The following is a 22,834-nucleotide window of genomic DNA, read 5'->3' on the forward strand; positions in this document are numbered from 1 at the left end:
CGCGGCCGGCCTCGGGCGGCACCGCGGACGCCGGCGGCACCGCGGACGCGGGGGCGACGGGGGATGCGGGCGGCACCGCGGACGCGGGCGGTATGGGGGACGCGGGGGCCGGTGCGGGGGGCGCCGGGCGGCGCTCTGCCTCCGTACCGGCCGGGCGTATCGGGTTCACCGGGCGGTCGGCCGCGCCGTCCGACTCGGGGGAACGGGGCTGGTCATCGGCCGGTTTCCTGCTCGGAGTGAACCAACCCCAGTCGCCACTGTTTCCCCCGCCGTCGTTACCGGCCGACGATGTGGTGGTCGGAGCGTCCATGGTTGCCTCGCCTCGAACATCTTTCTGTCGGTCTTCGCACTTCCGCTGGCGGAATGTGCCCGCAATTCCCCGCTCTGGTCGACTGGTTCACATGAGATTGGTCCTGTCGGCCCGCTCCGTACTCAGTTCGGGGCAGCATGCCATGCTCCTTCCTCACCCCGAGAACTTCGCCCGAAGTCCGGGTAACAGGGGCTGTGTTCCCGATATGCTGGTTGGAGCGGGTTGCCCGTTGTGGTCCCGTCACGGCTTCCCGGGACGGAACTGACCCGACCCTACCGGGCCCGGTTGAATTCACAAGCCCCATGGATGACACATCCATTACACCCGGCAACTTACGTAATTACCCGTAGTTACGTGCAGTTGCCCGCCAATTCGTAGGCCTCTCGGAGATCGTTACCGCTATACCGGCTGGATGCGATTTCGCTCACATGGTGATCCGCGTTCACCGCGACCGAGAAGGGCACCACCGCGAACAGCTCGGCATCCGACATCGAATCCCCATAAGCGACACAGTCCGCCCTGGTCAACCCGAACTTCCCGCAGAGTTCATCCGCGATGCGCACCTTAGCGGCCGGGGTCAGGATGCCCGCGGGATCAAGCCGCTCCCGGAACGGCACCGACGGCCACGCCGACCCGTGCGCCGCGTCCGCGCCCCACTCCAGCAGCCGCTCCACGAAGAACCCGGGCGAGAGCGAGATCACGGCACACCGCTCACCGCGCGCCCGGATGTCCGCCCACACCTCCCGAATCCCCCTCAGCCACGGCGCCCCCGCGAACGCCGCCGCCACCTGCGCCTCCGTCAGCTCCCCCCACAGCGCACAGGCCAGCTCCGCGAACCGCGCCGTCGACAACCCGCCCGCCGCGAACTCCCGCTCCAGCTCATCGATCTCCCGCTCCACCCCGAGCTGACGCGATATCTCGACGGCCGCGGCCGAACCATGGATCAGCGTCCCGTCGAGATCGAACAGATGCAGTCTGGTCATGGGGACCGAGCGTAGACGGAACGGCGGACTCTCCCGACCCGCTGTCAGCTCCCCCTCAGCTCGGGGAGGCCGCCTTCACGAGCCTCTCCTCGCCGATCCGCGTTCCATTGCGTGTGATGGTCACCACACCATCGTGGATGTGGTAGCGGTACGGCTCGTTCTCTGCCAGATAGCCGTCGTCGGTCCGCTTCGCGGGCATGGCGATCCCCTTCTCACGCTGGTCGGCGAACTCTCCGAAGTAGTAGAGGTCGCCCCCCGTCGTCCGGCAGAGAAGGATGTTCTTGGTGTTGCTGCTGTCCGCGTTCTGCGTACGGAACGCTTCGACCAGCTCGGCTCCGTCGCCACTGGGCAACTCGGACGCGATCCGCTCGGGGCACGGCCCGGAGGCGCCTGCCGACGACGAGGGCTTCGGGTCTCCGGAGGAACCGTTCCACGTATCGGGCAGGTCGCATCCCTTCACCAGAGCCTGCAGGACGAACCCCAGCACGAACAGTGTGAGGCATCCCTTCAGGCAGCTCTTCCCTTCCGAAGACGGGGCGCCGCCGCCGCGCGGACGCGGGCTCGCCGCGCCTCGGTACGGCGGGGGCGGGGGAGACGGTGGCGGCGCGGTGGGCGTGGTGTCCCGACGCCCCGGGGTGTAGCCGACGAAGCCGTCACCCGGCGGCGCGTAGAAGAGGTCGGACGGTTCGCGGTGAGGCGGCGACGTGCGCGGGGCCGAGGGCCTGCCACCGGACGGAGCGCTGCGGGTCGTACCGGGCCGGGTCGGCCGATACGGGGTGGAGGTGCCGGTCCGCTTCGCGGAACCGGGCGGCTTGGGCGTCGCCTTCGCGGCCTTGGCTGTCTTCCCGGTCTTGGCGGTCTTGGCGGTCTTGGACGCTGTCGGTGTGGTCGGCGGCTTGGGCGCCCTGGGCTTGGTCGCCGCCTTCCAGCCGGTGTCGCACACCAGACAGGACAAGGACGTCGCCGCATTGCGCGTATCGCACTTCAGGCAGGTCCAATCCCCCGTCGGGCGGGAGGCCGGCCGGCGCGCCGCCCCGGACGTCGTTCCCTTGGACGCCTTGGCCCCACTCGATGTGCCGCCACCGCCCCCGGTCGTCCCCGTCCTGCGCGTACTGGTCTTGGGGGTACTCGCCTTCGGGGCGCTCGCTTTCGGAGCGCTCGGCTTCCTGGCGCGCGGCTTGCCCTCGTCACAGACCATGCACGTGCCATCGGCCACCCCATTGACCGTGTCGCACTTCGGGCACTGCCATGTTCCCCCCGGCACGTACCGTCCCTCCTTTCCGCTCCGGTTTCGGACGTCGTTCAGTCCGTGTCGGGGATCAGTCCGGCCTGCTGGGCCATCAGCCGGTCCATCACATCCGCGTACAGTTCCTCGGTCGCCGGGCCCGCCGGGCATCCGATCCAGTCCGGGTCGCCGTAGGGGACGCGCAGCAGCGGGCTGCCCTCGACCTTCCGCTCGACGCCCTCGACGCCCTCGGTGTCGCCCTCGACGCCCTCGGTGTCGCCCTCGGCGTCCTCGATGTCGCCATCGTCAGGGTTCTCGTCAACGTCCTCGTCAGCGCCCTCGTCAACGTCCTCGATGCCGCATTCGCGCCGGATGTCCTCGACGAACCGCCCTGCGGTGTCCGTTCCCTCCGCGTCCACGTCCAGCCGGAACTTCAAGAACCCCGTGGCCTCGCCGACGCCGGTCCTCACCTGGAAGACCAATTGCGCGCCCGTGTCCTGACCGGCGACCATGGTCACCGAGGTGCACCACTGGGCGGGCACCCGCAGTCCCGCGTCCGGCCCCCAGTCGACGGCGAGGGAGCCCTCGCCCACATACACCTCGGCACCCTTGCAGCGGAGATGACTCACAGGCTGTTGGCGATCGTGTCGATGATCTCGTCCATCTCGAACTCCTGCAGCCCCTGTCCCGCCTTGGACGGGAAGTGCAGTGTGAGGTCCCACTCCTCCGCGATGGCCTCGCTCCACGGCTCGTCGTCCGGGGCGAAGAGTACGAGGCGCTTCGCGGACTGCTCCATGACGGCGGTCTGGCTGCGGGCGTAACCCCACTGCTCGAAGAGGTCATCCATCGTCCGCGGGATGTTCGTCGGATACGTCTGAGCGTTGACGCCGACCTTCCCGAGGGGGTGAGCGGGCGCGTCGGTGAACATCACGATGACGTGCCGACGCCGGTCCAGCCCCGTCTCCCACGAGGAGTTGACCGCCAGGGCCAGGGCTTCGAGCGCCGACTCCGGGATGTCTCCGCCACCCCGCGCGTCCACTCCGCGGATGAACGACTCGAACTCCGCGGACTGCTCGGGGAGCCGGAGGAAGCCGGTCTGCTCGATGGCGTCATCCGCGTTGTCGCCGAAGTCGCGAAAGGCGATGGCCCGCAGCCGGAGCTGGCTGATCGCCTTGCCCTTTTCGGCCATCACAGCGTTGAGCCGCTCGTGAAAGCCGAGAGCGCTCTCCTTCACCGAGTCGAGTACGGGGAACATACTGGCCGTCGCGTCCAGGCACAGCACGATGTCCACGGCGTACTGCAGGTTGCCCTGGTACATCTCGACGTTCGCGTTCACGTGGGTTCTCCTCCGTTGGGTACCAGTGCTCAGTCTTTGCGGCGATTGCCCAAGTTGATTCGTACGCGCGAGGTACGCCCGGCCGGGGGCTTCTCGGCGGCCGGAGCGGACTCGGGCTCGGCGGTCGGCGGCGGAACGGGGTCGGGCGTCCCCGCGCTCTCCGGCGCGGGGACGGGCGTCGTCGGGGTCCGGGGCCCGGAACCGCCCCTGAGGTTGGTGCGCAGCCGGCTCGTACGTGGCTCTCCGGGCCCGCCGTCCGCGGTGCCCGGGCCGGTCGTCGCCGGGGCGGAGGGCTCCACCCCGGGCTTGGTGGTGCCGGGGCGTACAGGGCGCTTGCGCCGCAGCGCGCACACCTCGGGGTCCTTGAGCGCCTTGAGGTATGCGGCCATCCGTGGCCGTCGGCCCGGCGCACGGGACGTCATGGCCCGGATGAGCCCCTGCATCGAGTCCGTCAGCCGGTCGTCCATCCCCAGTTCCACTCCGGCGTTGACCGCGTCCGCCGGGGACCCGAAACGGTCGTCGTGGCGAGGAGGCACACCCGTCACGTAGTAGTGCGTGATCAAGCCGAGCGCGAAGATGTCGACGGCCGTGGTGAGGTCCTCGGGACCGGTGTTCTCGTCGTCCTGCACATAGCGCCGCCACTCCGGAGCGCCGTAGAGCGAGTCTCCGGCGACGTCCTGGCGGTCCGGCGGCTGTGCGCTCACGTACGAGTCGTCGAAGTCGATCAGCTTCGCGGTGTAGAAGGCATTGCCGTCCCGCTTCTGCACCAGCACGTTGGCCGGCTTCAGGTCTCCGTGCACCACGTCGATGTCGTGCAGCAGCTTCAGGCTGTTCGCGAGGGTCTTGAGCAGGATGGACTTGTGCCGCGGATCAAGGGACTGCGGCTTCTCCAGGGTGGAGGTGTCGATCCGGTCCGTCACCTTGTAGTAGGTGCTGCCCTCGTGAAAGAACTCGGTGGCCAGGACGAGGTTGCCACCACCGATCGCATCGGGCCGCAGCCGCTCCATGATGGTCCGGTGCCGGTCCTCGAATTCCTGGCACACCACCAGCCGGGTCTGCCGGCTCCGCGCGGACGCGGTGGATCCCTCACGGGGGCGCTTCGGCTCCAGGAAGCGCTTGATGAAGTAGTCCCGGCCGTCCTTTCTCGCGAAGGCCCACATGCACTTGCCGCCATTGGCATTGGTCGGCTCGCTGACGATCTGGTAGCCCTTGATGGACTCGCCCAGTTTCATACCCGCTCCTCCCGCAGTGGCGGCATGTGCTTCTCGTAGTAGGGGCGGTAGGCCAGCCAGGTCTCGTCCTGCCAGCGGTGGTGCTCGGCCGGGGCGTCCTCCGCGGGAGGGCTGCTGGTGCACAGGCTCACCACGGCGTCGCAGCGCTGGGCGAAGGCGTTCCGCAGGGCCGCAAAGTCCGGATAGCCGAGGGCGACCAGCGCGAGCGAGGCGTCGTCCCCGGTGTACCTCTCCNGGCGACCAGCGCGAGCGAGGCGTCGTCCCCGGTGTACCTCTCCACGCGCCGGGCGAGCCGCTCGGCCCATTCGCCCTCGGTGCGCGACTCCATCAGAGTGGTCAGCACCACGTACTCGAAGTCCGCCGGAGTACGGACGTACCCGAAGAAGCCATCCGTCGCGCACAGCAGGACACAGGGCAGCCTCGCGCTCCTGAGCTGCGTATCAAGGACGAAATCACGGTCGGCGCAGATCACATTGGTCATCGGCGGGTCCTGGCGCAGCTGGGCGAGCGCGTCCGTCTCCTCCGTGTGGTCGCGGGTGAGCGCGGCGAGGCCCGTGGCCGGGTCCAGTTCGTACGCTCGGGAGTCCCCGGCCCACAGGGGGCGCAGCATGACTCCGTCGCCCTGCACCTCGTACTGGATGGCCGCCATCGTGGTCGGCAGCTCCCGGCGCATGGAGCCGACGATCTTGCTGCGCTGCTGGGGGCGCGCCGCCTCCTGCACCCGGCGCAGATGGTCGTGCAGCCGCTCCGGTGCGTCCGGCCCACCGTGCAGCACCGCCTCGGCGAACCACGACTCGACGCCCAGCCGCGCCACCCTCGCGCCCACCCAGGCACCGGTCTGCTTGCGGCCGAGCCGGTCCGTGCGGGCCACCGAGGAGCCGGAGCCTCCGGATCCGTCGAACACGGCAAGCAGACCGCGCCGACTCGGCCAGTGGAACAGGGCGAGCGGCTCGGCGTCTTCGCCCCGGCCCTGCCGCTTCTCGGTCCGTACGACGATCGAGGAGAGACCGCGCGCTCCGTGCTCCCAGATCTCTCGCGGCGGGGCCTCACGGGGAGGACCGTCCTGCCCCTCGACGGCGAGTTCGTCCGTCACCGCCCACCACCGCCGTCCCGCTTTCCTCCGCCCGGAGGACGGACGCCGCGGACCCGGCTGACCCGCCGCTCACTCCCGCCCGATCCGGGACCCGGGTCCGGCGCCGCCGCGGACGGGCGCGCCTTCGGCGTGCGCGGTGCCTCGGGCCTTCGCGACGACGGCTCGGTGACCGGTTCGTCCTCCGGCGGCCCCTCGTCCCCCGGCTTCCGCAGCACCTCACCCCGCAGCGCGCCTCGCCGCTCCGGCTCCGCCGGGTCGTCCTCGCCGCGTCCGTCCGCCTTCCGGTCCGTAGGGCCCTCCGGGCGCGCCGTGCCCGGTGTCCCGGCGGTCAGCGAGCCGCGCAGCCTGCCCCGGCGGCCACCGCCCAGGGACCCGTCGCCGCCCAAGACCTCGTCGATGACGGCCCGCTCCAGCTCGGCCTGCTCGAAGGGTTCCCGATGCCCGTCGCCGCGCTCCAGGACCATGCGCATCGCGTGCAGCCGCGCCTCGCGCTCCTCCGCCCGGCCCTTCTCGACCCATTCGAGAGCCGCCCGGGGCCCCTCACGGTCCATGATCTCCGCGATGAGTCCCTCGTAGCCGTCCTCGCGCAGCATGTCCACGTGGCGCTTGCGGCGCATGCCGTTCAGCCGCGTCTCCCGGACGACGTCGCGGAACTCCCGCCCGCTGGTGGCGACTTCCTCCTCGTCGACCAGCAGCTCGACATGGATGTTGCGCAGCCTGATGGCCGAGTCGCCGGTGAAGTCGCGCACGGTGGCGTTGAGCGCCTCCTCCGCGTCGTGGAACTCGGCGATGTCGTAGTCGCGGGACACCTTGCGGAGCATCCGCTTCATATGGCCGTAGAGCGCGCCGCTCATGTCCCTGATGCCGCGGGCCACGACCTCGGCGGGGTCGATGACCCGAGCGATCAGCTCAACCCTGCTGCGAAAGGCGAAGGTCGCGTCACGGCTGAGCAGATCAATGCTGAGCACCAACCGGTGTTCGGTGGTGTCGACGGTGAACATGCTCTGGTACGCGCCGAAACGAGCGTCCCGGATGTCCTCCCCCGGCCGCACGGTCAGCGCGGGTCCGCTGTCCGGCACCAGCACCAGGGCACGTCCGGGCTGCGGCGGGCGCAGCGGGCTGAGCAGCCGCATACGGGGGAGGGCCTGACTGTCCAGCACGGGGTCGTAGGTCAGTGGGTCGTCCATCGGCCCTTCCCTTCCGGCCGTCGCGGCCGTGTGTCCTCGGATCGGTCGTGTGGGCGCCGGCTCCGATGCCGTCAGGGCCGTCGCGCCTCGCGTTCCAACCTCCGCGCCAGTTCCGCGGAACGCCGCGACGGCGCGTCGCGATCGGAGCCCCACCGGTTGAGCCAGTAGACGAGCCGGTCGTGATGTTTGCCGGGCCGACCGGAGATGCCCCGCAGCAGGCCGAGGATGGCGGCGGGCGCGGCGGGGTCCCGGTCCGCGTAGCCGTCGATCCATTCCCGCAGGGCGTCGAGCGCCTGTTCCTGCACGGGCTTACGGGCCAGTGAGCGGGCCCACAGCTCCTCCAGCCGCCCGCGGTACTCCCGCGTGCCGCAGAGGCTGAGCAACAGCGGCACCCCCGGCACCCCCCGGCCCGCCCTCGGCCCCGGCCCGCCGCTCCGAGCGGCATCGCCCGGTCCATCCGCCCGCAACAGCTCCTCGTACGGCCTGCGCACCGCGAAGACGAACGCCGACAGCGACTTCACGACCAGCGGAGAGATGTCCTGGGGCTCGGACCACCTGAGCAGTGCGTCCAGGACGTGCGCCGCCTGGCCCTCGTGGATCAGATGCACCCCGCTCCAGGCGACCGGGGTCAGCGTCCCCCAGTCGTCACCGCGGTCGAGGGCGGTGTGGAGGAGAGCCAGGGCGCGCTCGGGGTCACGCCTGCCGAGCGGGCCACCCACCGTGTTGGCCGCGGTCGCGGCCAGCCGTCGCGCGTGCGCGGACGTACCGCCCGACGCCCACTCGTGCAACAGTCCCCACACGGCCTCGTCGACCCCCGGGCGGCTGCCGGCCACACCGAGCGCGGTGGCGGCGGCCTGACGCACCGGCCAGGAGGTGCTTCCGGCCCAGGTGCGCAGAAAGCGGTGCAGGGCGTAGTGGTGGTCGGCCCAGGCGAGGACGCCGGCCGCGACCGAGGCCCGGGCGCGCACCTCGATGTCGGCGTGCGTGAGCAGGCGGCGCAGCCAGGTCAGGATGGCGGCACGTCGCCCGTCCAGGGAGGTCCACGCGTAGGCCAGGACGACCTGCTGCAGGAGCGCGCTGCGGAACCGCACCCGAGGCGGCCCGACCGGCGGGACGGCCGCGCCGGTCTCGTTGGCCGTGAGCTCGATCCACGGCTGTTCGTGGCCCAGCCGCTCGCGGAACCGTACGTCCGGTGGGGCGTCCTCGGCCGGCGCGAGCGCCGCGCGCAGCTCCACGGCCGCGTCCGCGACCGTGAGATAGCTGGAGCCTTCCAGCACGGCGGCGGCGAGGGCGAAGGCCACGGCGTCCGGGTCCCGGTGCCGGGTGAACCAGGCGTGCACCTGATCGCTGGGATCGCGCAACGCGGCGACCGCGGCGGCCAGGTCCCCCTGCGCACGCACAACGGAGGCAAGGCGCACGGCGTTGCGCGGCGCGGGCTGCTCACGCAGCGCCTGCCGGGCTCCGGATCCGGTGAGCAGGTCCTCCAGGGTCTCGGCGTGTTCGGAATCCTCGCCGTGGCCCAGGACCCGCCGCTCGACAACGGAGATCGGATCCACGGCGGTGAGCCCGTGCCAGGCGACGTGGTCGCCGAGGATGCCCGCGCCGGTCACGGCGAGCTCTTCGCCTCCGACGAGCACCAGAAAGCTGTGCGCGGCCTTGAGCTTCGCGGCTGTACCGGCCAGGCGGCGCACCTCGACGCCCTCCGGTGCGTGGCCCCCGCCCGGCCAGTCGTCGAGCAGCACCAGGTAGCCGCTGTTCTTCTCCGGCTCCCAGGCGCTCCGGGTGATCTGCCCGGCGTCGAGGACCCGGTGACATGCCCCGCCGACGTCGGCTCCGCCCACCGGGACGGCCGTCGCCATCGCCTCGGCGAGCAGATTGACCGCCGTGGCTTCCCGGCCCGTTCCGGGCAGGGCGGTGAGCACGAGCAGAAAGCGCTCGGTCAGCGCTTCGAGCGCCTCGTGGTAGCCGTCGGGGTGGACGTAGAACTCCGTGTGGTCGGTGAGTTCGTAGTCCTCGATACGGACCAGCGAGCCGTCACCGTCCGTGCTCCCGCTCCTGGGCGGACCGCTGGGGTCGCCGCCGCCGGAGTGGAACCCGCCGCCGAAGCTGACGCTGCCGTTGAAGACCGCGACCGTGCCCATTCGGGTCGCGGCAACCTCGGAGTTGATGCGCTCGGCGATCGGGTCGGCCAGCGCCGCCGTCCGCACGGCCTCGGCTCGCTCCGGCTCGTCGTGGCCGCCCCCGGCGTTAAGGGACTGCAGCGCGTCGGCCTCGCTGACCGGGCCGTCGTCCTCCGTGCCGGGCTGCACCGTGGCCCGGCTGCCCGGTGTGCCGGTGTCGTTCGGGTCGCCGTCGGGGCGGGGGCGCGCCTCACCCCCGTCGGGCAGTCCGGCTGCCCTTTCCTCGGCTCCCTTTCCCGCGGGTGCTTCACTGCTCACGTTCGTCATGGATATGCGGATGTCCCGAGGCCGTGATGGTCGCTGCTGCGGTGGCCGTTGGCCGCGTCAGGAGGTCTTCCAGTCCCCGTGGACCTCGACCTTTTCGTTGAAAACCTGAGCATTCTTGATCACGGCGGCATTCACGGAGGCCCGCCCGGTGCCCTGAGCCGCCACGGCCTCCTCGACCATGCGCCGCACATCGTCCTCGAAGGACGGATCGCGCAGCATGTGCGCCTGCAGCATTCGCTGCAGCAGCTCACGGGCGCCCTCGTCATCCGGATTCTGCCGCGCCTCGTCCAGCGCGGTCTCGGCGACGGCGTCACCGCTGAACCGCGCCCGGACACGCTCCACCAGCCGGGCCCCACCGCCCCATGACGAGCGGCCTGCCTCCTGGCCTGCGGATTCCAGAGCTCCCTTGACCACCAATGCGGTACAGGCGACCGCCACGGTAATGGGATCCATGCTCCCCCGTCCCCCCTTGCTCGAACACGACGTGATGTCGCACGCCGCGTCTCTTCCCACCGTAGGTGTTCTCACCCGCCGCGATCACGCCAATACGCAGAATGGCTGAAAGTCGCTCAGCCCCACGCGCCTCTGCGCCGTCGCCCGGCCTGCTGAGCAGGGGCGGACGTACTCGACAGCGCGTACCCGCGGATACTCCCGCCGTCGGACGCGGCGGCGGCCCGGTCCGCGCGACGGTTACGCGCATGCAACAGCTGAAACGGCCCGTGCGCCGGGCCCTCCTCGTCGTGCATGTGGTCGTCTCCGTCGGCTGGCTCGGGCTGACGCTCGGCGTGCTGGCCCTGGGCATCACCGGGGCCACGGCCGGGTCGGCCGAGGCCGCCGAAGGGGCGTACCGGTCGATGAACGTCCTCGGGGACTGGCTGCTCATCCCGGTCAGCCTGCTCTCCCTGATCAGCGGGGTGGTGCTGTCGCTCGGCACGCCCTGGGGCCTGGCCCGGTACCGCTGGGTGTACGTGAAGTTCTGGCTGACGCTGGTGACCACCGCCGCGACCGCCTTCGCGCTGCGCGCCCGGATCGACGCGGCGATGGCCGACGTCGCGGCGGGCCGGGCGGTCGGCGCGGCCACCGATCTGATCCTGGCGCCGTCGGTCAGCCTGAGCGTCTATGCCTTCCTCACCGCCATCTCGGTGCTCAAGCCGTGGGGGCTGACCGCGCGGGGGCGGCGGCTGCGCGGACGTGGAGGGGCGGTGAGCGGCCGCCGCGTAGGCTCGCGGGTGTGACCGACTTCGAGATCCGGCGCGCGACCGCCGATGACATACCCGCTATCGTCGCCATGCTCGCCGACGATCCGCTGGGCGCCCGACGGGAGTCGCCGGACGACCCGGCTCCGTACCGGGCCGCGTTCGAGCGCCTGGAGCGGGACCCCAACCAGCACTTGGTCGTCGCGGTCCGGGACGGGCGCACGGTCGGCACCCTCCAGCTCACCGTGGTGCCCGGGCTCTCCCGGCGCGGCGCCACCCGCTCGATCATCGAGGGGGTGCGGATCCACGCCGACGAACGCGGCAACGGCCTCGGCACCGAGCTGATCGAGTGGGCGGTCGAGGAGTCGCGCCGCCAGGGCTGTGTGCTGGTGCAGCTGACCTCGGACGCGACCCGCACCGAGGCGCACCGCTTCTACGAGCGGCTCGGCTTCGAGGCCAGCCACGTCGGCTTCAAGCTGCCGCTCGACGGCTGACCGGGCCCGCTCCTACCGCGGACGCCATCCGTCCGGGTCGACGCCCCCGGGCACCGCGTCCTCCGGGGCGTACGGCGCCCGCGTCAGCACGAAGGTGCCGAGGTCGAGATGGCCGGGCGCACCGTCCTCGCCCGCGACGACGCGCAGCGTCTCCCCCGCGTAGTAGCCGTCGAGGCCGGTCCAGGTGCCGTCCGGCTCGGCCCGGAAGCGCGAGGCGCGGCCCGTTCCGCCGACCGGCGACAGCTCCAGGCCGCGGTCGGCGCGCAGCCGCAGCAGGAAGGGGGTCGGACCCCAGTACCAGGGCCCGGTCAGCGCCAGCAGCGACGGATCGGCCTCGGACAGCGGCCGCCAGGGGCCCGGGATCCGCGGCTCGTGTTCCGCCGTGATCCGTACGAGGTCGGCGGCGACGGAGGCGATGGAGGCCCCCGAGGTGACATTGGCCAGCGCGATCCCGGCCAGCCGGTCGTCCGTACTGACCCACAGGGCGGCGAGGAAGCCGGGCATGGAGCCGACATGGCCGTGCAGGAACCGGCCCTCGCGGCGTGCGAGCTGCACCCCGAGGCCGTAGCCGCCGTCCCAGTCCCGGTCCTCGGGCGGGGCGCCGGGCGCGCGCATCTCGGCGAGCGTCGCGGCGCCGAGCACCCGCTCGTCCCCGTCCAGCAGGAAGGCGGCGAAACGGGCCAGGTCGGCGGCGGTCGACCACAGTTGTCCTGCGGGTGCCATCCGGCCGGTGTCCTCGGCGGGTTCCGGCAGCAGCACATCGGCCCAGGGGTGGACGGCCCAGCCCGCGGCGTGCGGGGCGCGCGGCGCGAGGGACGTACGCGTCATCCCCAGCGGCTCCAGTACCTCGCGGGCGAGGACATCGCCCCAGGGCGCGCCGCGCAGCCGCTCGACGAGCGCGCCGAGCAGGGCGAAGCCGGTGTTGGAGTAGTGGTGGCGGCGTCCGGCGGGGTGGACGAGGGGGCGCTCGCCGAAGAGATCCGCCGTCTCGGGGCGCAGCGCGCCCGGTGTGCGCTCCCACCACGGACCGCGCGCCTCGGCGGCCAGCCCCGAGGTGTGGGCGAGGAGCTGGGCGACGGTGGCGCCCTCCGCCTCGGGCACCTCCAGATGCTTGGTCAGCGGATCCCCCAGGTCCAGCAGCCCCTCGTCGCGGAGCCGCATCACCAGCACCGCGGTGAACGTCTTGGTCAGCGAACCGATCCGGTACTGGGTGTCGGCGCCGGGCGTCTGCCCGTCCGTATCACCCCGCGCCCCCGTCCACACCAGCTGTCCCTCCCGCACCACGGCCCCCACCAGGGAGGGCGTCCGGCCCTCGGCCTGGCCGACGGCGATGCGGTGGAGCAGGGCGCGGCGGGTGGCGGGCAGCAGCTCCGCGAACTCCTCGGGTGCGGTCATGCCCGCACCCTACGGTCTGGCCTTGACGTCAGGGGCAAGGTCTACGGTCGGGGCCATGCGGATCGGAGAGCTGGCCGAACGGGCGGGTACGACCACCCGCACCCTGCGCTACTACGAGTCGATCGGCCTGCTGCCCGCGCGGCGAACCGGCAACGGGTACCGGGCGTACGACGAGGACGACCTCCGGCTGGTCCGGCAGATCCGCACCCTCCAGGACTTCGGCTTCGGCCTGGAGGAGACCAGGCCGTTCGTGGAGTGCCTGCGCTCCGGCCATCCGGCCGGTGACTCCTGCCCGGCGTCGCTGGAGGTCTACCGGCGCAAGCTGGCCGAACTGGACGACTGCATCGCGCGGCTGGGCGACGTACGGCGGCAGGTCGGAGCGCAGCTCGCCCGGGCGGAACGGGCCCGGGCGGCGCTGGAGGCGGCGGCGACGGCGCCCGACGGTGCGCCGGAGCCGCGCTGCGAGCTGACGCCATACGACCCGTCCGCGAGCGACGGCACGGCGAAAACGACACCGAGGGGATGAGCGAAATGACACGGACTCGGACCGGGGAAGTGCCCGCGGTCACGGACACCATCTTCGCCGAGGAGGTGCTGACGGCCGGGCTGCCGGTGCTCGTGGAGTTCACCGCCTCCTGGTGCGCGCCCTGCCACATGATGGCGCCGGTGCTGGCGGAGATCGCCCGGGAGGAGGGGCACCGGCTGAAGGTGGTGCAGCTGGACGTGGACACGAACCCGGAGACGACGGTGGCGTACGGAGTGCTGTCGATGCCGACCCTGATGCTGTTCCGCGCGGGCGAACCGGTGCGGTCGATGGTGGGGGCCCGGCCCAAGCGGCGGCTGCTCCAGGAGCTGACGGACGTGCTCTGAGCCGAGCCGCCGCCGGGCGGGATCCGGGGCCTCTCTTGGCTTATGGCTTACGGCTTACGGCTTACGGGCCAGGAGGATGGCCTGCGGCACGACCTCCCTGCCGTCCGGCTCGCGCACCTGCCGCGCCCGTACGGCGAACCCGGCCCCCTCGAGCAGCGCGGCGATCTCGTCGGGCGACAGCCTGCGGAAGTCGAGCGACACGGGATGGCCGAACGGCTCGGCCAGGTGCAGCGGTTCGTCGCCGACCTGGAAGGCGACCAGCAGATTGCCGCCCGGGGCCAGCAGCCGGTGGAACTCGGTTAGCACCGCGGGCAGCCGCTCGGCGGGGGTGTGGATGAGGGAGTAGTAGGCGACGATGCCGCCGAGGGCGCCGTCCGGGAGGTCGAGACGGGTCATCTGCCCCTCGTCGAACCGCAGCTCCGGATGCTCCCGCCGGGCCACCGCGAGCATCCCCGGCGACAGGTCGACACCGAAGACGTCCAGCCCGAGGCCGTGCAGATACGCCGTCACCCGCCCCGGACCGCAGCCGAGGTCGGCGACCGGCCCGGCCGCCTCCCCCTCCCGCACCAGGTCGGCGAACGCGCCGAGCATGGCCCGGTCCAGCGGCTTGTCGTCCAGCGGGGCCTTGAACATCTCGGCGTAGTCGGCGGCGATGGTGTCGTAGAAGGTCCGGGTGGTCAGCAGATCGGTCGGCTCGGTCATGGGCGGGAAGACTAGCCGCCCGCGCTCGGTGCCGGGCGGGGTTTCGGACTACCGCAGGCGCCGGGCGCGCAGGACGGTGTCGTTGGTGTGGTGGGTGCCGGGCGGGGCGAGAGCGGTGCGCGGCCGGGTTTCGTCGACCAGGACCGTCCAGTCGTGGCCGAGGAGCCCGGCGATCTCGCTCGGCTGGTAGTAGTCGCCGGGAACGACGCCGTTCTCCATGCGTGCGGGCACATCGGCGAGGTCGTGGCCGACGAAGAGCAGGGTGCCGCCGGGCGCGACGGCGTCCAGCAGGCCGCGCAGCGCGGTGTGCTCCGCCTGGCGCAGGAGCGGGAAGTACTGGGCGGACACCAGGTCGAACGCGGCGGCCGGGGGTGGCGTGACGGCCAGGTCGATCCGGGTCCACGCCACCCGGTCGGAGAGGTCCGGGGCCGAGGCGGCGGCGCGGTCCAGTGCGATCCGGGAGATGTCGAGCGCGGTGACGTGCCAGCCGCGCCGGGCCAGCCAGATGGCGTCGGCGCCCTCACCGCATCCGACGTCGAGCGCCCGTCCCGGCGCCAGATCCGTGACTTCGGTGACGAGCACTCCGTTGGGATTGCCGCTCATGAGCTGGTCGGCGCCGCGATACATGTCGTCCCAGAACTGTGCGTCCATCGGCTCTGCCTTCGGTAGGGGGCCGGGGCGCCGGTCGCCCACGGCCTGGTGCGCACACCGTCGCCGCACCCGTGCCCACGCGACAAATTTTTTCGCGGAAACAGCAAGTCACACCCCCCTCAGCCCTCGTTCGCGTCGTCCGGGGTGTGGGGAAGCAGGGGGAAGAGCCGGGTGATGAGGGCCACCGGCCGGGCGTCCTCGGGCCGGGCCAAGGGGCGTTGTTCGCGGTCCTGGTAGGGCGCGAGCGCGCGTCGGATGACGTCCGCGACCCGGCTCATCTCCTCGGGCGTCAGATAGGCGACGGCGCTGAAGGCTTCGTCACGACGCCATGCGGGCGGCGCCTGGTCCCGCTGGGTCAGCCATCGCTGCCAGCTCTCGTCCTCCAGCCCCCGGGCCAGATCGCCGAACTGCTCCTCCGCGCTCCCGCCACCGGCCGCGGGGGTGCGCCGCCTCAGACGCCAGGGGCGTGCGCGGCCCCCGCTGTGAGGGGCCTCTTCGATGTATCCGTGGCGTGCGAGCTGCCGCAGGTGGAACGAGCAGAGCCCGGAGCTGTAGCCCAGCCGGGAGGCGGCCTCGGTCGCCGTGACGGTGCCGACTTCGGCCAGCAGGTCGAGCAGGTCGGTGCGGACGTGATGGTCGCGCAGGTTGACGTCGTCTTCAGTCACTTTGCAAAGCCTGCTACTTTGCAAAGAACTTGGCAAGCAGTGCGCGCAAGGGGGAGACAACCATGGAACGGGGCTCGGTTCGCAGGATCACGGTGGTGGGCGAGGAGGTGCTGAGCCGTCCGTGCCGGGAGGTGACCGCGTTCGGAACGCCGGAGCTGTCGGCACTGATCGACGACATGTTCCTGACCATGTACGTGGCCGACGGTGCGGGCCTGGCCGCCAATCAGGTCGGCGTCGACCTGCGACTGTTCGTGTACGACTGCCCGGACGAGACCGGGGCCCGGCATGTCGGCCACATCCTCAACCCGGTTCTGGACCTGCCCGACCCCGGTGACCGCCGCCTCGTCGACGACATCGAGGGCTGCCTGTCCGTGCCCGGCGCCGCCATGGCGGTCCCCCGCACCGATCGCGCCGTCGTCCGCGGGTTCGACAAGGACGGCAACCCGCTCGTCGTCGAGGGCCAGGGCTACTTCGCCCGGTGTCTCCAGCACGAGACCGACCACCTCATGGGCCACACGTACCTCGACCGGCTCTCCCAGCGGGACCGCAAGGACGCCCTGCGGCAGATGGAAGAACGCCGCGAGGACGTCTTCGCGCGACGCGCGCTCAAGGCCGCCGCCCTGCGGCCGGACCAGGCTCAGACCTGAAGCGCCGTGGCGGCCGCCGTGCGGGTCACGTTCCGACGTCAAGGACGATCGCGGGCGTGGGCGCGGTAGCGTTGCGGACTCATCCCACGGGCTCGCTTGAAAGCGGCACTGAGCGCGAACCCGCTGCCATAACCGACCTGACGGGCGACGGTGTCGATCGTGGCGTCCGACTCCACGAGCAGGTCGGCGGCAACGTCGATGCGCCATCCGGTGAGGTATGCCATGGGCGGCATGCCGACGAGGTCGGTGAAGCGGCGCGCCAGTGTCGCTCGGGACACCCCGGCCTGCCGGGCGAGCGCGGCCACCGTCCAGGGGTGGCCCGGGTCGCCGTGGATGAGTCGTAGGACGGACCCGACGACGGGGTCCCCGTTGGCCGGGTACCAGGCAGGCGCATCGGCATCGGGCCGGGTGAGCCATTCGCGGAGGGTGCCGACCAGCAGGAGGTCCAACAGTCGTTCGAGCACGAGATCTTGGCCGGGCTCCTTCCGCAGGGTCTCCTTGGCGAGCAGCGACACCAGCGCGGATTCGCTGTGCGCGGCCGTGGGGATGACCAGCAGCGGAGGCAACGCGCGGAGCAGACGTGTGGCGATCTCGCCCGGTCCCGAGTACTTGCCGATCAGCAGCACCGACGAGCCGTCCGCGCCGTCGTCGTGGGCTCGCTCGCCGTTGACCCAGGTGCGCACACCCATGTCCGCGGCCTCGGGAAGTTCCGTACCGGCTGCGGTCGTCCGTCGGGGGCCGGCCTGAACGACCACCTGGGTGGGAGTGCGGGGATCATCGGCGAAGGTGAACGCGTCCGGGCCACGCACCATCGCGATGTCGCCCGCGTCCAGGCGTACGGCGTCACCGGCGCTGGGCACGACCCAGGGCATCCCTCGCAGGACGGCCACCAGATTGAGGGGCACCCTGTCCCGCACCCGCACCGACCACGGTGGGTTCAGGATGGTCCGCAGCACGAATGTGTTCCTTGCCCGGGCTCCGTCGAGCAGGATCGAGAAGGGGTCCACCGGCACAGGGTAAGACGCACCATTATGGGCCTGCGAGCCTCGACCATGGTCCGTACCCCGGCGTCCCGGTGGACTGTGGAGCATGACAGCGACTACGCCGACAACGTTGGTCCTCGCGGGGACAGGCAAGACCGGACGCCGGGTCGTGTCCGGGCTCCGTGCGCGTGACATGCCGGTACGGGTGGGGTCACGGAGTGCTGAGCCGCCTTTCGACTGGCAGGACGACACCACGTGGGAACCCGCACTACGGGGCATGGACTCCGTTTATGTGGCCTTCCATCCTGATGCGGCGTTCCCCGGCGCGGCCGGAGCCGTGGGTTCCTTCGCAGAACGCGCGGTGGCCTGCGGCGTTCGGCATCTCGTCCTGCTTGCCGACCGTGGCGCTGCCGAGGCCGAGCGGTGCGAACAGGCAGTGCGGGACTCGGGTGCGGAGTGGACCATCGTGCGGGCGGGGTTCATCACGCAGAACTTCAGCGAGGCGTTCCTCATCGAACTGGTCCGGACCGGTGTGGTCGCGCTTCCGGTCGGCGAGGTCGCGGAGCCGTTCACCGATGCGGAGGACATCGCGGACGTCGCCGTCGCGGCGCTGACTGAGGCCGGCCATGCCGGCCGGATCCACGAAGTAACCGGACCACGGCTGATCACCTTCGCCGATGCCGTCGGTGAGATAGCGAGGGTGACCCGCAGGGAGGTTCGTTATCTGCCGGTCACGCCCGAGCAGTTCGTCTCGACGCTGACCCGGCGAGGCGTGCCGGCCGAGTACGCGACGCAGCTGACCAGCCTCATGGTCGAGGTCTTCGACGGCCGCAGGGCCACCATGACCGACACCGTCGAGCGCGTTCTCGGACGGCCGCCCCGCGACTTCACGGACTATGTCCGCACAACCGCCGTAACCGGAGTCTGGAATGCGCACACCGAGGCCTCCGGTGCCTGACGCGCTCGGGAGGTCGTAACCCACCGGGCCGGGATCAGGTCTGCGCCATGTCCACGAAGCGCGAGTAGTGGCCCTGGAAGGCGACGGTGATGGTGGCCGTCGGACCGTTACGGTGCTTGGCCACGATCAGGTCGGCCTCACCCGCGCGCGGGGACTCCTTCTCGTACGCGTCCTCGCGGTGCAGCAGGATGACCATGTCGGCGTCCTGCTCGATGGAGCCACTTTCACGGAGGTCCGAGACCATCGGCTTCTTGTCGGTGCGCTGTTCGGGACCACGGTTCAGCTGGGAGAGCGCGATCACCGGCACCTCCAGCTCCTTGGCCAGCAGCTTGAGGTTTCGCGACATGTCCGAGACCTCCTGCTGACGGCTCTCGGGGCGCCGGGCACCGCCGGACTGCATCAGCTGGAGGTAGTCGATGACGACCAGCTGGAGATCGTTGCGCTGCTTGAGGCGGCGGCACTTGGCGCGGATCTCCATCATCGACAGGTTCGGGGAGTCGTCGATGTACAGCGGCGCCTGGGACACGTCCGGCATGCGCCGGGCGAGCCGGGTCCAGTCCTCGTCGGTCATGCTGCCGGAGCGCATGTGGTGCAGCGCCACCCGGGCCTCGGCGGACAGCAGACGCATCGCGATCTCGTTGCGCCCCATCTCCAGGGAGAAGATGACGCTCGGCATGTTGTTCTTGATCGAGCAGGCGCGGGCGAAGTCGAGGGCCAGGGTGGACTTACCCATGGCGGGCCGGGCCGCGATGACGATCATCTGGCCGGGGTGGAGGCCGTTGGTCAGCGAGTCCAGGTCGGTGAAGCCCGTGGGCACGCCGGACATCTGGCCGCTGCGCGAGCCGATCGCCTCGATCTCGTCGAGCGCGCCCTCCATGATGTCGCCGAGCGGCAGATAGTCCTCGCTGGTCCGCTGCTCGGTGACGGCGTAGATCTCCGCCTGGGCGTTGTTGACGATCTCGTCGACGTCCCCGTCCGCCGCGTATCCCATCTGGGTGATGCGGGTGCCCGCCTCGACCAGGCGGCGCAGCACGGCGCGCTCGTGGACGATCTCCGCGTAGTACTCGGCGTTGGCCGCGGTGGGGACCGACTGGACCAGGGTGTGGAGGTACGAGGCGCCGCCGACCCGGGCGATCTCGCCGCGCTTGGTCAGCTCGGCCGCGACCGTGATCGGGTCGGCCGGCTCGCCCTTCGCGTACAGGTCCAGGATCGCCTGGTAGACGGTCTCGTGGGCGGGGCGGTAGAAGTCGTTGCCCTGGAGGACCTCCACCACGTCGGCGATGGCGTCCTTGGAGAGCAGCATGCCGCCGAGCACGGACTGCTCGGCGTCGAGGTCCTGCGGCGGGACCCGCTCGAAGCCGGACCCTTCCCAGGAGCCGCCGTCGCGGCCCCGGTCATGCTGATCGTCACGCCCCCGGCCGCCCTCGCCGCGGCCGCCGCCGTCGCCACGGCTGAAGCGGGGGGACGGGAAGTCGGACGGGCCGGAGTCCGCCCATGGGTCGTCCATGGGCTCGGGCACGCTCACCCCGCCACCTCCTCCCGTCCGCGGTGCGGATCTCGCCGCGACGTCCTCAGTCTTACGGCACGGCTCTGACAATCAGGGCTATGACAAACAGGGCGCCCGGCTTCCGCTCACGACGCGTCGAGTTCTGGTGGATTCGAGGCCGGAACAGATGGCGGGCGCCGGACAACGGTAGGCCCGTCGGGGCTACCGGCCAACTCGGTTATCCACAGGCCATGTGGATGATGCGATCCATCCTGTGGAGAAGTCGCGCGAACCTGTGCACGGGCCGGGGGACAGCGCTGTGGACAAACACACAATCACCCCAGAGTCGCCGCGCTGACCTGCGGTTTCTCTATCCCATGGCTGTGCAGGAGAAAAACTTCCGCACCCGATGCAAGATCACGACAAACGGCGCAGAGGCAAGCGTCACGAGCGCCGTCATGTAAGGACTGATACGGTCTTGTGTCTCTTACCTGTGGAAGATTAGATTGCCTCCATGACACAGGCCCCCGCGAGCGCCCGGAGCACCGTCCGTCGGCATGACCGCGAGATCATCGCCCTCGCCGTACCCGCCTTCGGCGCCCTCGTGGCGGAACCCCTCTTCGTCATGGTCGACAGCGCCATCGTCGGCCATCTCGGCACCCCACAGCTCGCCGGACTGGGCGTCGCCGCCGCCCTGCTGACCACCGCGGTGAACATCTTCGTCTTCCTCGCCTACGCCACCACCGCCGCCGTGGCCCGCCGGGTCGGCGCGGGCGACCTCCCCGGCGCGATCCGGCAGGGCATGGACGGCATCTGGCTGGCCCTGCTGCTCGGCGCCGCCGTCATCGCCGCCGCCCTCCCCACCGCACCCGGCCTCGTCGACCTCTTCGGCGCCTCCGACACCGCCGCCCCCTACGCGGTCACCTATCTGCGCATCAGCGCTCTCGGCATCCCCGCGATGCTCGTGGTGCTCGCCGCCACCGGGGTGCTGCGCGGCCTCCAGGACACCCGTACTCCGCTCTACGTGGCCATCGGCGGCTTCACGGCCAACGCCGCGCTCAACGCGGGCCTCGTCTACGGCGCCGGGCTCGGCATCGCGGGCTCCGCCTGGGGCACGGCGGTCGCCCAGTGGGCCATGGCCGCCGTCTACCTCGCGGTGGTCGTCCGGGGAGCCCGGCGCCACGGTACGTCGCTGCGTCCCGACGCCGCCGGGATACGGGCCTGCGCCCACGCCGGGGCACCGCTGCTGGTCCGTACGCTCTCGCTGCGCGCCGTGATGCTGATCGCGACGGCGGTGGCGGCCCGCCTCGGGGACACCGAGGTCGCCGCCCACCAGATCGTGCTGACCCTGTGGACTCTGCTGGCGTTCGCGCTGGACGCCATCGCGATCGCGGGTCAGGCCATCATCGGGCGCTACCTGGGAGCGGAGGACGCCGCGGGGGCTCGCGCCGCCTGCCGCCGCATGGTGCAGTGGGGCATCGTCGCGGGCATCGTGCTCGGCCTGCTCGTGATCGCCTCCCGCCCGCTGTTCATCCCGCTGTTCACCACGGACCCCGAGGTGAAGGACGCCCTACTGCCGGTGCTGCTGGTGACGGCCCTCGTCCAGCCCGTCTCGGGTGTGGTCTACGTCCTCGACGGGGTGTTGATGGGCGCGGGCGACGGTCCGTATCTCGCGGGGGCCATGATCGTCACGCTCGCGGTCTTCGCCCCGGTCGCGCTCCTCGTCCCCGCATGGGGCGGGGGACTGACCGCCGTGTGGTGGACCATGGCGCTGATGATGGCGCTCCGGCTGGCGACCCTCTGGCTGCGCGCCCGCTCCGGGCGGTGGATCGTCACCGGCGCGACCCGCGCCTGAGCCGAACGGCGCGAGACGGTCCGCACGGCGGAGCGGTCTGGACGGCGGGGCAGGCCGCACGGCGCGGCCGCACGACAGACGGTCCGCACGACGCGGCCGCACAGCGAGAAGGGCCGCACCCCCGTGGAGTGCGGCCCTCTCACATGCACATGCTCAGCCGAGCACTGCGTCAGGCGGCGACGACCTCGACGCCGACCTTCGCGGCGACCTCGGCGTGCAGCCGGACCGACACCTGGTGCGCGCCCAGGGTCTTGATCGGCTGCTGCACCTCGATACGGCGCTTGTCGACGTCCGGGCCACCCGCGTCCTTGATCGCCGAGGCGATGTCGGCCGGGGTGACGGAGCCGAACAGCCGGCCGGCGTCGCCGGCACGGGTCTTCAGCTGGACCTTGACGCCCTCGAGCCGCGCCTTGACCTCGTTGGCCTGCTCGATCGTGGCGATCTCGCGGATGCGACGACCGCGGCGGATCTGCTCGACGTCCTTCTCGCCACCCTTGGTCCAGCGGATCGCGAGACCACGCGGAACCAGGTAGTTACGGGCGTACCCGTCGCGGACGTCCACGACGTCACCGGCAGCGCCGAGGCCGGAGACCTCGTGGGTGAGGATGATCTTCATGACTCGGTCACCCTTCCCTTATCGCGCGGTGGACGTGTAGGGCAGCAGCGCCATCTCACGGCTGTTCTTCACGGCCGTGGCGACATCGCGCTGGTGCTGAGTGCAGTTGCCGGTGACCCGGCGGGCACGGATCTTGCCGCGGTCGGAAATGAACTTCCGCAGCAGGTTCGTGTCCTTGTAGTCGACGTAGGAGATCTTCTCCTTGCAGAACACGCAAACCTTCTTCTTAGGCTTGCGAGCAGGCGGCTTCGCCATTGTCTCTCTCCAGTGTGATCAAGAAGTTTGTGCTGGTCGCCCAGACCAGGCAGGGCGATGTTTCACGTGAAACCGCGTGAAACAGCGCGCCGTGACCTAGAAGGGCGGCTCGTCCGAGTAGCCGCCGCCGCTGCCGGAGCCACCGCCCCAGCCGCCGCCACCGCCGCCCTGGCCGCCACCGGCCGGTGCGCCGGTCGCCCACGGGTCGTCGGCCGGAGCGCCGCCGCCCTGCTGCTGACCGCCGCCGG

Annotated in this window: 24 protein-coding genes and 1 pseudogene; 7 read left to right on the top strand and 18 right to left on the bottom strand. The window is 71.3% G+C overall.

The genetic code is table 11. The annotated features are described in order from the left end of the window. The 10 genes and pseudogenes from EEJ42_RS51960 to EEJ42_RS24210 all read right to left on the bottom strand — a co-directional run. Positions 1 to 310 (bottom strand): annotated as a pseudogene (locus EEJ42_RS51960) (globin domain-containing protein); the annotation flags it as partial. 350 nt (positions 311 to 660) lie between these two features. Further along, positions 661 to 1,293 carry an HAD family hydrolase gene (locus tag EEJ42_RS24170; protein WP_123102807.1) on the bottom strand — a complete coding sequence of 211 codons (633 nt, stop codon included), beginning with the start codon at positions 1,291 to 1,293 and terminating at the stop codon, positions 661 to 663. A 55-nt stretch (positions 1,294 to 1,348) separates the two neighbouring features. After that, positions 1,349 to 2,248, bottom strand: coding sequence for a hypothetical protein (locus tag EEJ42_RS24175; RefSeq protein WP_221179423.1), 900 nt, complete (start codon positions 2,246 to 2,248; stop codon positions 1,349 to 1,351). Between the two features lie 347 nt (positions 2,249 to 2,595). Beyond that, the gene (locus EEJ42_RS24180; RefSeq protein WP_123102811.1) at positions 2,596 to 3,147 is read right to left on the bottom strand and encodes a hypothetical protein; all 552 of its coding nucleotides are present in this window, start codon (positions 3,145 to 3,147) and stop codon (positions 2,596 to 2,598) included. Continuing rightward, complete coding sequence (locus tag EEJ42_RS24185; RefSeq protein WP_221179424.1) at positions 3,144 to 3,854, bottom strand: vWA domain-containing protein; 711 nt, start codon at positions 3,852 to 3,854, stop codon at positions 3,144 to 3,146. Before EEJ42_RS24185 ends, EEJ42_RS24180 begins: the two co-directional genes overlap by 4 nt. A gap of 29 nt (positions 3,855 to 3,883) precedes the next feature. Next, positions 3,884 to 5,086 carry a protein kinase domain-containing protein gene (locus tag EEJ42_RS24190; RefSeq protein WP_123102813.1) on the bottom strand — a complete coding sequence of 401 codons (1,203 nt, stop codon included), beginning with the start codon at positions 5,084 to 5,086 and terminating at the stop codon, positions 3,884 to 3,886. After that, a complete protein-coding gene (locus EEJ42_RS53900) occupies positions 5,083 to 5,217 on the bottom strand; it encodes a hypothetical protein (protein WP_281291498.1) in 135 nt (44 codons plus the stop codon). The genes EEJ42_RS24190 and EEJ42_RS53900 overlap by 4 nt, the downstream gene beginning before the upstream one ends. A 958-nt stretch (positions 5,218 to 6,175) precedes the next feature. Beyond that, on the bottom strand, positions 6,176 to 7,366 hold the full coding sequence (locus EEJ42_RS24200; RefSeq protein ID WP_123102817.1) for a hypothetical protein: 1,191 nt from the start codon (positions 7,364 to 7,366) through the stop codon (positions 6,176 to 6,178). Positions 7,367 to 7,437: 71 nt separating this feature from the next. Next, entirely contained in the window at positions 7,438 to 9,804 is a 2,367-nt protein-coding gene (locus EEJ42_RS24205) for a hypothetical protein (RefSeq protein ID WP_148082024.1), read from the bottom strand. Between the two features lie 66 nt (positions 9,805 to 9,870). After that, a complete protein-coding gene (locus EEJ42_RS24210; RefSeq protein WP_123102821.1) occupies positions 9,871 to 10,266 on the bottom strand; it encodes a hypothetical protein in 396 nt (131 codons plus the stop codon). A 245-nt stretch (positions 10,267 to 10,511) separates the two neighbouring features. Here EEJ42_RS24210 and EEJ42_RS24215 point away from each other — a divergent pair, with 245 nt between their 5' ends. Next, positions 10,512 to 11,048, top strand: coding sequence for a DUF2269 domain-containing protein (locus EEJ42_RS24215; RefSeq protein ID WP_123102823.1), 537 nt, complete (start codon positions 10,512 to 10,514; stop codon positions 11,046 to 11,048). Then, positions 11,045 to 11,503 carry a GNAT family N-acetyltransferase gene (locus tag EEJ42_RS24220; RefSeq protein ID WP_123102825.1) on the top strand — a complete coding sequence of 153 codons (459 nt, stop codon included), beginning with the start codon at positions 11,045 to 11,047 and terminating at the stop codon, positions 11,501 to 11,503. The genes EEJ42_RS24215 and EEJ42_RS24220 overlap by 4 nt, the downstream gene beginning before the upstream one ends. 12 nt (positions 11,504 to 11,515) lie before the next feature. Here the strand turns inward: EEJ42_RS24220 and EEJ42_RS24225 are convergent, their stop codons facing one another. After that, entirely contained in the window at positions 11,516 to 12,898 is a 1,383-nt protein-coding gene (locus EEJ42_RS24225) for a serine hydrolase domain-containing protein (protein WP_123102827.1), read from the bottom strand. 55 nt (positions 12,899 to 12,953) lie between these two features. On the opposite strand from EEJ42_RS24225, the gene EEJ42_RS24230 reads away from it, so the two are divergent. Together EEJ42_RS24230 and trxA are read left to right on the top strand one after the other, a co-directional pair. Continuing rightward, positions 12,954 to 13,424 carry a MerR family transcriptional regulator gene (locus EEJ42_RS24230; RefSeq protein ID WP_123102829.1) on the top strand — a complete coding sequence of 157 codons (471 nt, stop codon included), beginning with the start codon at positions 12,954 to 12,956 and terminating at the stop codon, positions 13,422 to 13,424. 5 nt (positions 13,425 to 13,429) lie between these two features. After that, on the top strand, positions 13,430 to 13,768 hold the full coding sequence (gene trxA, locus EEJ42_RS24235) for a thioredoxin (RefSeq protein ID WP_281291499.1): 339 nt from the start codon (positions 13,430 to 13,432) through the stop codon (positions 13,766 to 13,768). Positions 13,769 to 13,822: 54 nt separating this feature from the next. Here trxA and EEJ42_RS24240 read toward each other — a convergent pair whose 3' ends face one another. The 3 genes from EEJ42_RS24240 to EEJ42_RS24250 form a co-directional block, all read right to left on the bottom strand. Next, complete coding sequence (locus EEJ42_RS24240; RefSeq protein WP_123102833.1) at positions 13,823 to 14,470, bottom strand: class I SAM-dependent DNA methyltransferase; 648 nt, start codon at positions 14,468 to 14,470, stop codon at positions 13,823 to 13,825. A gap of 48 nt (positions 14,471 to 14,518) precedes the next feature. Next, positions 14,519 to 15,121 (bottom strand): class I SAM-dependent methyltransferase, encoded by a 603-nt coding sequence (locus tag EEJ42_RS24245; RefSeq protein WP_123102835.1) that lies wholly within the window; start codon positions 15,119 to 15,121, stop codon positions 14,519 to 14,521. A gap of 119 nt (positions 15,122 to 15,240) precedes the next feature. Then, the gene (locus tag EEJ42_RS24250) at positions 15,241 to 15,786 is read right to left on the bottom strand and encodes a winged helix-turn-helix domain-containing protein (protein ID WP_184503244.1); all 546 of its coding nucleotides are present in this window, start codon (positions 15,784 to 15,786) and stop codon (positions 15,241 to 15,243) included. A gap of 62 nt (positions 15,787 to 15,848) precedes the next feature. On the opposite strand from EEJ42_RS24250, the gene def reads away from it, so the two are divergent. Further along, the gene (def, locus tag EEJ42_RS24255; RefSeq protein WP_123102839.1) at positions 15,849 to 16,433 is read left to right on the top strand and encodes a peptide deformylase; all 585 of its coding nucleotides are present in this window, start codon (positions 15,849 to 15,851) and stop codon (positions 16,431 to 16,433) included. Positions 16,434 to 16,471: 38 nt separating this feature from the next. Here def and EEJ42_RS24260 read toward each other — a convergent pair whose 3' ends face one another. Then, the gene (locus EEJ42_RS24260) at positions 16,472 to 17,440 is read right to left on the bottom strand and encodes an AraC family transcriptional regulator (RefSeq protein ID WP_281291500.1); all 969 of its coding nucleotides are present in this window, start codon (positions 17,438 to 17,440) and stop codon (positions 16,472 to 16,474) included. 82 nt (positions 17,441 to 17,522) lie between these two features. On the opposite strand from EEJ42_RS24260, the gene EEJ42_RS24265 reads away from it, so the two are divergent. Beyond that, on the top strand, positions 17,523 to 18,374 hold the full coding sequence (locus tag EEJ42_RS24265; protein ID WP_123102841.1) for an NAD(P)H-binding protein: 852 nt from the start codon (positions 17,523 to 17,525) through the stop codon (positions 18,372 to 18,374). A 34-nt stretch (positions 18,375 to 18,408) separates the two neighbouring features. Here EEJ42_RS24265 and dnaB read toward each other — a convergent pair whose 3' ends face one another. Continuing rightward, a complete protein-coding gene (dnaB, locus tag EEJ42_RS24270) occupies positions 18,409 to 19,899 on the bottom strand; it encodes a replicative DNA helicase (protein ID WP_123102843.1) in 1,491 nt (496 codons plus the stop codon). 475 nt (positions 19,900 to 20,374) lie between these two features. Between dnaB and EEJ42_RS24275 the strand changes: the two genes are divergently transcribed. Next, complete coding sequence (locus EEJ42_RS24275) at positions 20,375 to 21,715, top strand: MATE family efflux transporter (RefSeq protein WP_123102845.1); 1,341 nt, start codon at positions 20,375 to 20,377, stop codon at positions 21,713 to 21,715. 169 nt (positions 21,716 to 21,884) lie between these two features. Here the strand turns inward: EEJ42_RS24275 and rplI are convergent, their stop codons facing one another. Together rplI and rpsR are read right to left on the bottom strand one after the other, a co-directional pair. After that, positions 21,885 to 22,331 carry a 50S ribosomal protein L9 gene (rplI, locus tag EEJ42_RS24280; RefSeq protein ID WP_123102847.1) on the bottom strand — a complete coding sequence of 149 codons (447 nt, stop codon included), beginning with the start codon at positions 22,329 to 22,331 and terminating at the stop codon, positions 21,885 to 21,887. Positions 22,332 to 22,349: 18 nt separating this feature from the next. Then, positions 22,350 to 22,586, bottom strand: a complete 237-nt coding sequence (gene rpsR / locus EEJ42_RS24285) for a 30S ribosomal protein S18 (RefSeq protein ID WP_003978893.1) — start codon at positions 22,584 to 22,586, stop codon at positions 22,350 to 22,352. Positions 22,587 to 22,834: the final 248 nt, after the last annotated feature.

It is taken from the genome of Streptomyces botrytidirepellens, from assembly GCF_003721215.1.
Lineage (GTDB): Bacteria > Actinomycetota > Actinomycetes > Streptomycetales > Streptomycetaceae > Streptomyces > Streptomyces himastatinicus.

What these genes read in the sequence shown, in the direction of transcription:
- EEJ42_RS24170 (WP_123102807.1), bottom strand. Translation starts at nt 1,293, where the DNA reads ATGACCAGACTGCATCTGTTCGATCTCGACGGGACGCTGATCCATGGT.
- EEJ42_RS24190 (WP_123102813.1), bottom strand. Translation starts at nt 5,086, where the DNA reads ATGAAACTGGGCGAGTCCATCAAGGGCTACCAGATCGTCAGCGAGCCG.
- EEJ42_RS24200 (WP_123102817.1), bottom strand. Translation starts at nt 7,366, where the DNA reads ATGGACGACCCACTGACCTACGACCCCGTGCTGGACAGTCAGGCCCTC.
- EEJ42_RS24210 (WP_123102821.1), bottom strand. Translation starts at nt 10,266, where the DNA reads ATGGATCCCATTACCGTGGCGGTCGCCTGTACCGCATTGGTGGTCAAG.
- EEJ42_RS24215 (WP_123102823.1), top strand. Translation starts at nt 10,512, where the DNA reads ATGCAACAGCTGAAACGGCCCGTGCGCCGGGCCCTCCTCGTCGTGCAT.
- EEJ42_RS24225 (WP_123102827.1), bottom strand. Translation starts at nt 12,898, where the DNA reads ATGACCGCACCCGAGGAGTTCGCGGAGCTGCTGCCCGCCACCCGCCGC.
- EEJ42_RS24230 (WP_123102829.1), top strand. Translation starts at nt 12,954, where the DNA reads ATGCGGATCGGAGAGCTGGCCGAACGGGCGGGTACGACCACCCGCACC.
- trxA (WP_281291499.1), top strand. Translation starts at nt 13,430, where the DNA reads ATGACACGGACTCGGACCGGGGAAGTGCCCGCGGTCACGGACACCATC.
- EEJ42_RS24240 (WP_123102833.1), bottom strand. Translation starts at nt 14,470, where the DNA reads ATGACCGAGCCGACCGATCTGCTGACCACCCGGACCTTCTACGACACC.
- EEJ42_RS24245 (WP_123102835.1), bottom strand. Translation starts at nt 15,121, where the DNA reads ATGGACGCACAGTTCTGGGACGACATGTATCGCGGCGCCGACCAGCTC.
- def (WP_123102839.1), top strand. Translation starts at nt 15,849, where the DNA reads ATGGAACGGGGCTCGGTTCGCAGGATCACGGTGGTGGGCGAGGAGGTG.
- EEJ42_RS24265 (WP_123102841.1), top strand. Translation starts at nt 17,523, where the DNA reads ATGACAGCGACTACGCCGACAACGTTGGTCCTCGCGGGGACAGGCAAG.
- EEJ42_RS24275 (WP_123102845.1), top strand. Translation starts at nt 20,375, where the DNA reads ATGACACAGGCCCCCGCGAGCGCCCGGAGCACCGTCCGTCGGCATGAC.
- rplI (WP_123102847.1), bottom strand. Translation starts at nt 22,331, where the DNA reads ATGAAGATCATCCTCACCCACGAGGTCTCCGGCCTCGGCGCTGCCGGT.
- rpsR (WP_003978893.1), bottom strand. Translation starts at nt 22,586, where the DNA reads ATGGCGAAGCCGCCTGCTCGCAAGCCTAAGAAGAAGGTTTGCGTGTTC.